We start from the raw sequence: 9,022 nt of genomic DNA on the forward strand, positions 1-9,022 counted from the left end.
TTGAGTCACTATCGATATACGGTTGCGTACAGCCGTCAAATTGGTCGTTTTAGACCCGCTGATGACAGGATAGTTGCAAAGACTTAGCGCTGGCTGAGTGGATAGTTCCGTATGGAAAATTGGAATTGACACTGTTACGGCGTCGCACAAATAAGAAAGCCGGCAGGACCGAAGTCGCTGCCAGCTTTAAGCTTTACCGCGGTCTAACGAAAAAGCAGGATCAGAAGCGTGTGCGCATGCCCACCGCAAATTCAGTCTGGTTCTTGAAGCCGTTGGCCGATCCGACGCGATAGCCGTCATCAAGTTTCATATAGTCGGCAGCGACATACAATTCAGTCCGTTTCGACAGATGGTAGAAGCTCGACGCATACAGGGTCTTTTTCTTGCCGTTGCCGGTTGCGGTTGATGCGCTGGCGTCGGAGTAGGCGTTCAGGGTGCTGGTGCCCGCCGCATTGTAGGCAGCGTTCTGGGCCTTCATGACCTGATAGCCGACTTCGTAGTCGAAGGAACCCTGTGGCGTGAACTTGGCCGATACCGTGTAAGCGTCGTCTTTACGCTGGCCGAGCGCGCCTTGCTCTGCCGTGTAGTGGAAATAGCCGGCATTCAGGCGCACCAGATCGAACAGATAGCTGCCACCGACGGAATAGGATTTATGCTTCTCCGTGCTAGTGGAGATGCCATTGCCGACGTCCGCTTCATTGATGAAACCGGAGACGAGAAAGGTGGAGCCGTTATAGCCGATGGCGGCGGATTTGGTGGTGTTGCGCTTGAAGGCGCCAGCGGTTTCGCCGAACTGGTAGCCGAGGCCGGCCACCACGCCGTTGCTGAACACTTTCTTCCACACCAGACCGTTGTCGTAGCGGGTGCCGGTGGCACTGCCGGAGTAGAAAATCAATTGCTTGAAATTGTTGTTGTTGGTGTAGCCGCCTTCTTCCAGGCCTAGCTTGGAACCGTAGGCGTCGCCGTAGATCTGGGAGAAATCGCGCGCCAGAGTGTTCTGACGGCCCAGTGTGACCTGGCCGAATGTTGCGTCTTGCAAGCCGACCCAGGCGTCGCGGTTAAACAGCACGCCAGGCGTATCCATTTCGCCGGTGCCCACTACGAACTCTGCTTCCAGTTTGAAAATGGCCTTGAGTCCGCCGCCGAGGTCTTCCGCACCGCGGAAGCCGATGCGATTGCCACTGAACCAGGCGACCGGAATGCCGGTCAGGCGATCGCCGTTGCTGTCCGCATGGTTGACTGTGCTGATGGTGGCGTCGATCAAGCCGTAGATGGTGACATTGGATTGTGCGTATGCGGCGTTTACGGATCCCAGGGTCGCAAGAGCGGCCAGCGCTAGCAGCGATTTTTTCATTGTTGTCTCCAGATATTTATAGTTGAATTTCCCGATCTCGGGGATCGGTTCGCAGACTATAAAATTCGCAAGCTTACTAACTGCTTTCAGGAGGCGAAATGACGGTGCTAGGCGTGTGGAATTTGCGCCACAGCAGGCGTGAAATAAATCCTGGAATTGAAAGCCGGCAGTAAGTTTTCGTCAGGAAAGCAGCATTTTTCTGCGAGCCGACTACCGGCTAGCTTGCCGGGCCGCCGTCGATATCGCTGGCGGGCTGCCTTGCCGGAGGCGGAAAGCTGACGCTGACCAGCAGTCCGCTGCCGCCAGGCGCGGTCGACAAAACGACGCCGGCGTTGCTGGCGGTGGCGATTTCGCGCACGATGGCCAGGCCCAGGCCGCTGCCGTCGGAACGGTCCTCCTGCAGGCGAAAGAAACGTTCGAAAACATGTTCGCGTTCGTTCTCGGGAATGCCGGGGCCGTTGTCTTCCACTAGCAGCAGCGCGCCGGTTTCATCATGGCTGACGGAGACGGTCACTATGCCACCGGCCGGCGTATAGCGCAGTGCGTTGTCGAGCAGGTTGGCTACCAGTTCCTCCAGCATGGACGGGGTCGCACGGATCATGATCGGGTTGTCGCGGAATTCGAAGCCGAGGTCGATGTCCTTGCTCTGCGCTATTGTCGCCAGTTCTTCGATCACTCTTTGCACCACCTCAATCAGATTGACATCGCTTTGGCGCAAGGGGCGGCCGATGCCGGTTTCGGCGTTGGACAAGGTCAGCAGCTGGTTCACCAGCCGGATGCCATGCTGTATGCCTTTGTTGATCGCGCGCAGCGCCGCATCCTTGCCTTCGCTGTCGGTGCTGCGCAGGCCGTAGTGAACCTGGGTGTTGAGTATCGTCAGCGGCGTGCGCAGCTGGTGCGAGGCATTGGCGATGAAACGGCCCTGGGCCGACATGTGGTCGTCCAGGCGCTGTACGTAGTCGTTGATGGCGTGCACCAGCGGCACCAGTTCAGAAGGCACCGGTGCGGCGTCAAGCTCTTCCAGCACACCCGGCTTGCGACGCTGGACGCGGTCGCGCAGACGCATCATCGGCGCCAGTCCATGCCGCAAGCCTAGCAACAGCAGCAACCCCACCAGCAGCAATATCGCCAGTTGCTGCTGCACGGTGTGTTCCCACATGCGGTCTGACAGCGTCTTGTAGGAGTGCTGGGTTTGCGCGACTTCGATCATGACCGGAACGCGCTCCGGATTGCCTACCACTTGTTGAAAAAAAGCGACGATACGCACCGGCTCATCGCGAAACGTCGCGTTGAAATAGATGGCTTCCTCGTTGTGGCTGAATTTCGGGGGAGCCGGCAAATCGGGCTGCCCTGCCAGCAGTACGCCATGCGCCGTCACCACGCGGTAATAGATCAGATCATGCGAATCGGACTGGAACAGCTCCAATGCCGCCGGCGGAATCGTCACCTGCAAGATCTCGTCTTCATAGCGTATCTGCTCAGCGATGATGCGCGCCGAGCCAAGCAGCATGCGGTCGTGCACCACGGTCGCCATGTCGGTCGCATTGTTGTAGGTAACCCAGGTGTTGAAGCCGACGAACAGCATCAGTGGCACCAGCAGCCACAGCAGCAGCTGGGTGCGCAGGCTGTTAAACCACATGCTGGTGCTGCAGCAGATAGCCCAGTCCGCGCAAGGTGATGATGGCGGCGTCGCCGTGCTCGAGTTTCTTGCGGATACGATGAATGTAGACTTCGATGGCGTCTTGCGACACCTCTTCGTCCATGGCGTACAAACTGTCCGCCAGCGCCTGCTTGCTGACGGTCTTGCCCATTTTCATGATGAGCGTTTCCAGCACCGCATGCTCGCGCCGGGTCAGGGTGAGCGCGGTGCCGTCGATCGAAAAGATCAGGCTGTTGCTGTCATAGCTGAGCGAGCCGCATTGCAGGATCGGGTTCTTTTGCTGGTTGGCGCGCCGCAGCAGCGCCCGGATACGGGCTTCCAGTTCGTGCACGTCGAACGGCTTGGCCATATAGTCGTCGGCGCCGCTGTCGAGACTGCCGATGCGGCCTTCGACCGAGTTGTTGGCGGTCAGGATCAGCACCGGGACATTGTTGTGGCGTGCGCGTAGCCGCTTAAGCACATCGCCGCCTTGCAGCTTGGGCAGGGACAGGTCGAGTATCACCAGCTCATATTGCTGAGTCAGCAGCAGATGGTCGGCGTCAGCGCCGTTGTAGACGCAATCGACGGTGTATTTGTTACGGTGCAGGATAAGCGCCAGCCATTCGGACAGTGGCCTGTTGTCTTCTACCAGCAAAATTCGCATATTCATTTCCGTCGGGGATGCCGCATTGATCTTGCTGCGCGATGAGGCGAATTATAAGTCCGTAAATCCCGCGGCAGGGCAAGTGTCTCGATAGGCTGGCGATACGTCGGGATTCCCGGTATTTTTCATTTGCCTCGTCAAAATCTCGCATGTTAATATTGGTCCAGCCAATGGACCTATTGCTGTGTTCGTATTAATTCCAGTAAATTTTTATCCGGCAGTGAAGTTTGCTGGCCGGCTTGCCAATTCTATTGGTCATGTCAGTTCAGTCGAATCTGGTCGGAATATCCGGCTTGTGAAAGATTTCATGAAGGTTATCGATGGCTATTGATTCCAGCGTCGGCGCTGCCATGCGCATCGACGCGCATCAGCATTTCTGGTTGCTGGCCAACCGGGCAGGGCAATGGCCGCCGGCGGAACTGGCACAGATCCATCGCGATTTCCTGCCGGCTGAACTGGCGCCGTTGCTGCAACAGCACGGCATAACCGGCAGCGTGCTGGTGCAGTCCTTGCCGAGCATGAGCGATACCCTGTTCATGCTTAGCTTGGCGGAGAAGAACGCATTTATCCATGCGGTAGTCGGCTGGTGCGACTTGAAAGCGGCGCATGCCGAGCAGCAGATCGGGCTGCTGGCGAGCCATCCGAAAATGCGCGGCCTGCGGCCGATGCTGCAGGATCTGGCTGACGACTGGATCGCCGATCCGCTGCTGGCGCCGGCAATCGGCGCCATGCAGCGGCATCGGCTAAGCCTGGATGCGCTGATCTTGCCGCGTCATTTGCCGGCTCTGCTGGAGTTTGCCAGGCGCTATCCGGATCTGCCGATCGTTATCGATCACGCCGCCAAGCCGCAGATCGCCAGCGCCCAATTGGAACCTTGGCGCACGCATATCAGCCAGCTGGCAGACCTGCCGCAGGTGTATTGCAAGCTATCCGGGCTGGTGACGGAGGCTGCTTCGGAGTGGAAAATCGCCCAGTTGCAGCCTTATGCTGCACACGTGCTGGATGTCTTCGGGGCAGAGCGCGTGATCTGGGGCAGTGACTGGCCGGTAGTTAATCTGGCTGCCGATTATGGCCGCTGGCTGGACACTACCAAGGCGTTGCTGGCGCACCTTGGCGCCGCTCAGCAACAACAGATCATGGGTGGGAATGCACAGCGGTTTTATCGATTATAGTGGCGCGCCGAGAGGCGATAGCCGGCGCTAACGCAGGAACAACTTGTTCATGATCTGCGTCACGGGATACGCCACCATGGTCTGTATCGCAGGCGGCAAATCAAGCGGCCGCATGATCATCTTGATGGTCATGTCTGGCGACAGATGGCTGCGGATGGTGATGTTCATCTGGCTGTGGATCCGCTGCAGCATGGCCTGGTCATTGGCGTGCGACGGCGCCCTGGTGCTGAGTACGTGGCGCAAGGCGCAAGCGGCATCTTCGTTTTTCATTTCCATCGTGCGCCGGCGCAAGGCGCCGAAGATGCGGTGACGGCGCAAGCCTTCGTTTTTCCGGAAACGGCGGAAATAGCGGAAAAAATGCTTGTAGTGATTTACTTCATCCTTGGAGATGCGCGAGGCCAGGTCCTTTAGCACCGGTTCGTCGGTGCTGCGCGACAGCGCGCTATAGAAGGTTGCCGTACCGGCTTCCACCACGCAGCGGGCCACCATTTCCAGGCCTTTGCTGGGCTCCAGCAATTCTACTTTGCAGTAACCCGAATACTCTTCCAGGAAGTTGGCGTAGGCGGCAGACCAGTCGAATTCAGGCCAGATGTGTTCGACATAGGCGCGTAGCGCCTGGCCGTGCTGCAATTCCTCGACTTCCCATTGCTCACGCAGCCAGTTGGAAATTTCCGGCTCATCGCCGTAATAATCCACCAGATTCTGCGTATAAAGATCGGAACCGCTCTCGACAAACGAAGCACAAGTGACCAGGTAGAAAAGGTTTTCATCGGACCGGACTTGCGCGATATTGATTTTTGAAAAATCCAGATCGGCGATTTTCCAATGCGCAGATTTTGTGTTTTCTTCGCGACCTAAGTGCATGATCAATCTCTCCATTTGGTTTTGACTGATAATCAGGTATGACGCGTACCTCAGCAATAGGTTCAAGGTACACGATTTTTCAGCAATGTGCGCATTTCGCACTCATGCTAGGATTAAGCCTTACTAGCAGCGAGGTGATTAGATGAGCGAGCAAAGCAGCCAAAACGTCGAATACCGTGGCTATGTTATTGTGCCGAAACCGGTGCAGGGCCACGATGATCTGTGGCATGACGGCTACCAGATATTGAAAGCCGGCGCCAGCGTTTCCAGCCGCACCAATACCGAAAGCGCGCATAGCACCCAGGATACCGCCTACGACAGCAGCGTCGAATTTGCCAAGATCGAAGTCGATAACCTGGTTGCGCTGACAGGATAAGCCAGCGGCGGCAAGGGTGCGCTGCCGTGTCAGTGGTTATTTTATAAATAATTATAAAAAGAGACGGCCGCTTATGCAACGATCACTATTTTATCCCTATGCCGCCGGATTGCTGGCATCGCTGACGTTGTTGACTGCCGCTACCGGCCACGCCAAAGAGCCTGCCAATACGCCTGCGGTCACGCAGACATATCAGATTGCGGGCCTGAAGCAGCCCGCAGAAATTTTAATCGACCAATGGGGCGTACCACATATATACGCTGCGAATCAGGACGACGTTTTTTTTGTGCAAGGCTTCAACGCTGCCCGCGACCGCCTGTTCCAGATCGATTTGTGGCGTCGCCGCGGCCTCGGCCAGCTGGCGCAGGTGTTTGGTCCAGCCTATGTGCAGCAAGACCGCGCCACCCGGCTGTTCCTGTATCGCGGCGACATGCAGCGCGAATGGCAGTCCTACGGTCCGCATGCAGAGCAGGTGGCGAGCGCTTTTGTGGCGGGCATCAATGCCTATGTCGCCTATGTCAACGCCCATCCGGATAAACTGCCGTTCGAATTCAAGCGGCTCGGTTATGCCCCGGCCAAATGGCTGGCGGAAGATGTGGTGCGCATCCGCAGCCATGGCCTGACGCGCAACCTGGACAGCGAAGTGGCGCGTGCCAATGTCGCCTGCAAAGCCGATCTCAAGTCCGATGAAATCCGCGTCGGCCTGACGCCGCAGTGGCAAACCACGCTGCCGGAGGGGCTTGACCCCTGTTTGCCGAAAGACCTGCTGAAAATTTTCCAGCTGGCGACGCAAGGTGTGAGGATCACCAAAGACAGCCTGCAAGCGGCGCAAGGTAATACAGACGCCATGGTGATCGCTGCGGCGGAGAATCCGGAAGACGTCGCCGAGGGTAGCAATAACTGGGTGATTGCGCCTTCAAAATCCGCCACCGGCCGCGCCATCATGGCCAACGATCCGCATCGCGCCTATTCGACGCCATCCTTGCGTTACATCGCCCATATCAATGCGCCGGGACTGGATGTGATCGGTGCCGGCGAGCCGGCGCTGCCGGGGATTTCGATCGGCCATAACGGCAGCGTTGCTTTCGGCCTGACGATTTTCAATATCGATCAGGAAGATTTATACGTCTATCAGCTTAATCCCGAGCATGAGGACCAGTACAAATACCAGGGCAGGTGGGAGCCGTTCAAGATCATCAAGGAGCAGATCCAGGTCAAAGGCGGTGAGGCTGTCAGCGTCGACCTGACTTTCAGCCGGCATGGTCCGGTCATCTTTGTCGAGCCGGGGAAAAATCGCGCTTTCGCGGTGCGCTCCGGCTGGCTGGAACCCGGCATGTCGCCTTATTTCGGCAGCATCGATTACATGCGCGCCAAGACCTTCGCCCAGTTCAAGCATTCCTTGCTGCATTGGGGCGCGCCGACTGAAAACCAGGTATATGCCGACACCAAGGGCAATATCGGCTGGGTACCGGGCGGGCTGGCGCCGATCCGGCCCAACTGGGACGGCTTGCTGCCGGTGCCGGGAGACGGCCGCTATGAATGGGCCGGCTTCTGGTCCGGTGACCAGCTGCCCTCCAGCTACAATCCAAAGCAGGGTTGGTTCACCTCGGCCAACCAGATGAACCTGCCGTCCGATTATCCGTATCGTGAGCGCAAGCTGGGCTTCGAGTGGACCAACAATTCACGTTTCACCCGCATCAACGAAGTGCTGTCGGCGCTGGAAAAAGTCTCGCTGGAAGATTCCATGCGTTTGCAAAACGACGATTTGTCGATTCCGGCGCGGCGTCTGATGGCGTTGCTGAAGCCGTTATCGTCCGGCGATGCGCAGACGCAGGCAGCCTTGAATCTGTTGGCCGGCTGGGACGCCATAGAACGCGCCGATTCGGCCCAGGCCGCCTTGTTCGAGGTCTGGCTGTCGCGGCATCTGGGTAAGGACTTCAAGGCGGCCGTGCTAAGTCCCGCGGCCGCGGATGCCATGGGCGCGCCGGATACCGCGGTGCTACTGGATACCCTGGAACAGCCGCAAGCGCGCTTCGGCCAGGATGCAGTACAAAAACGTAATCAGGTTTTACTGGCCAGCCTGGCGGCAGCCTATGCTGAAATGGAAAAACTGCAGGGCAGCGATACAGTCCAGTGGCAGTGGGGCAAGCTGCATCACAACCTGATGGAGCATCCGCTGGCAGCCGCGGTGGATGGGACTACGCGGGCAAAGCTGAATGTCGGACCGATGTCCACCCACGGCGGCGCCTATTCACCCAACCAATCAACGTACCGCAGCAGCGATTTCCAGCAAACCAACGGCCCTTCGTTCCGGGTAGTGGTCGACGTCGGCAATTGGGACAATTCGCGGGCCGTCAATTCACCAGGGCAATCGGGCGATCCGGACAGTCCGCATTATCGCGATCTGGCCGACAAGTGGCTGAAGGGGGAATATTTCCCGTTGCTGTATTCGCGCGCCGCGGTAGAAAAGGCGACGGTGGAGCGGATACGCTTGCAGCCGTTCAACTGACTTGTAATCAGGGGGCGGGTTCAAGTCCTGCAGCTAGCAACAATATCTAAAAGGCCCGCAGAGATGTGGGCCTTTTTCTTTTGTTCCGCAAAAGGGTACTTGTTCCGCAAAAAGTCATTTTGTTGGTTTGACTAGCTTGCCTCGGCGGTGTCGAACATAGTGAGCTGTCATCGTCGCGCTTGCATGTCCTAGCTGATCTGTGCCGCCCAAAGCCCGTCAATTTCCTCTTGATCTGTACCCGCCTTAGCGCGCAGATCACGGAATTGAAATTCTTTTATCGCATTGGCAAGTTCAGGATGAGCCGCGCATGCTATGTCCCTAGGGTCTGTTGACGTTTGGCGCTAAGCCCTTGAAAAAGGAAGGCAAACTCGCATTGTTAAGGTTCTCACACCGATCCAAGACGAGTTTGCCATGCCCCGATTGCTGCTCAATGATGAGCTCTGG

General features: G+C 57.5%; 7 protein-coding genes. 3 read left to right on the forward strand and 4 right to left on the reverse strand.

Annotated features, from left to right (window positions below; all coding sequences use genetic code 11):
* Positions 1–220 precede the first annotated feature (220 nt).
* From ABI171_RS17740 to ABI171_RS17750, 3 genes are all read right to left on the reverse strand, one after another.
* Entirely contained in the window at positions 221–1,354 is a 1,134-nt protein-coding gene (locus tag ABI171_RS17740) for a porin (protein ID WP_348093860.1), read from the reverse strand.
* Between the two features lie 217 nt (positions 1,355–1,571).
* Positions 1,572–2,993 (reverse strand): sensor histidine kinase, encoded by a 1,422-nt coding sequence (locus ABI171_RS17745; RefSeq protein WP_348093861.1) that lies wholly within the window; start codon positions 2,991–2,993, stop codon positions 1,572–1,574.
* The gene (locus tag ABI171_RS17750; RefSeq protein ID WP_348093862.1) at positions 2,983–3,657 is read right to left on the reverse strand and encodes a response regulator; all 675 of its coding nucleotides are present in this window, start codon (positions 3,655–3,657) and stop codon (positions 2,983–2,985) included. Before ABI171_RS17750 ends, ABI171_RS17745 begins: the two co-directional genes overlap by 11 nt.
* 320 nt (positions 3,658–3,977) lie before the next feature.
* Between ABI171_RS17750 and ABI171_RS17755 the strand changes: the two genes are divergently transcribed.
* The gene (locus tag ABI171_RS17755) at positions 3,978–4,829 is read left to right on the forward strand and encodes an amidohydrolase family protein (RefSeq protein ID WP_348093863.1); all 852 of its coding nucleotides are present in this window, start codon (positions 3,978–3,980) and stop codon (positions 4,827–4,829) included.
* A 27-nt stretch (positions 4,830–4,856) separates the two neighbouring features.
* Here ABI171_RS17755 and ABI171_RS17760 read toward each other — a convergent pair whose 3' ends face one another.
* Positions 4,857–5,693 (reverse strand): ferritin-like domain-containing protein, encoded by an 837-nt coding sequence (locus ABI171_RS17760; RefSeq protein ID WP_348093864.1) that lies wholly within the window; start codon positions 5,691–5,693, stop codon positions 4,857–4,859.
* Positions 5,694–5,835: 142 nt separating this feature from the next.
* Between ABI171_RS17760 and ABI171_RS17765 the strand changes: the two genes are divergently transcribed.
* Both ABI171_RS17765 and ABI171_RS17770 read left to right on the forward strand, forming a co-directional pair.
* The gene (locus ABI171_RS17765; RefSeq protein WP_348093865.1) at positions 5,836–6,069 is read left to right on the forward strand and encodes a hypothetical protein; all 234 of its coding nucleotides are present in this window, start codon (positions 5,836–5,838) and stop codon (positions 6,067–6,069) included.
* A 73-nt stretch (positions 6,070–6,142) separates the two neighbouring features.
* The gene (locus tag ABI171_RS17770; protein WP_348093866.1) at positions 6,143–8,578 is read left to right on the forward strand and encodes a penicillin acylase family protein; all 2,436 of its coding nucleotides are present in this window, start codon (positions 6,143–6,145) and stop codon (positions 8,576–8,578) included.
* The last annotated feature ends 444 nt before the right edge of the window (positions 8,579–9,022 follow it).

It is taken from the genome of Collimonas sp. (assembly GCF_039923675.1).
Taxonomy (GTDB): Bacteria; Pseudomonadota; Gammaproteobacteria; order Burkholderiales; family Burkholderiaceae_D; genus Collimonas.

Coding starts and splice junctions, on each gene's coding strand:
- ABI171_RS17750 (WP_348093862.1), bottom strand. CDS start 3,657: ATGCGAATTTTGCTGGTAGAAGACAACAGGCCACTGTCCGAATGGCTG.
- ABI171_RS17760 (WP_348093864.1), bottom strand. CDS start 5,693: ATGCACTTAGGTCGCGAAGAAAACACAAAATCTGCGCATTGGAAAATC.
- ABI171_RS17745 (WP_348093861.1), bottom strand. CDS start 2,993: ATGTGGTTTAACAGCCTGCGCACCCAGCTGCTGCTGTGGCTGCTGGTG.
- ABI171_RS17770 (WP_348093866.1), top strand. CDS start 6,143: ATGCAACGATCACTATTTTATCCCTATGCCGCCGGATTGCTGGCATCG.
- ABI171_RS17765 (WP_348093865.1), top strand. CDS start 5,836: ATGAGCGAGCAAAGCAGCCAAAACGTCGAATACCGTGGCTATGTTATT.
- ABI171_RS17755 (WP_348093863.1), top strand. CDS start 3,978: ATGGCTATTGATTCCAGCGTCGGCGCTGCCATGCGCATCGACGCGCAT.
- ABI171_RS17740 (WP_348093860.1), bottom strand. CDS start 1,354: ATGAAAAAATCGCTGCTAGCGCTGGCCGCTCTTGCGACCCTGGGATCC.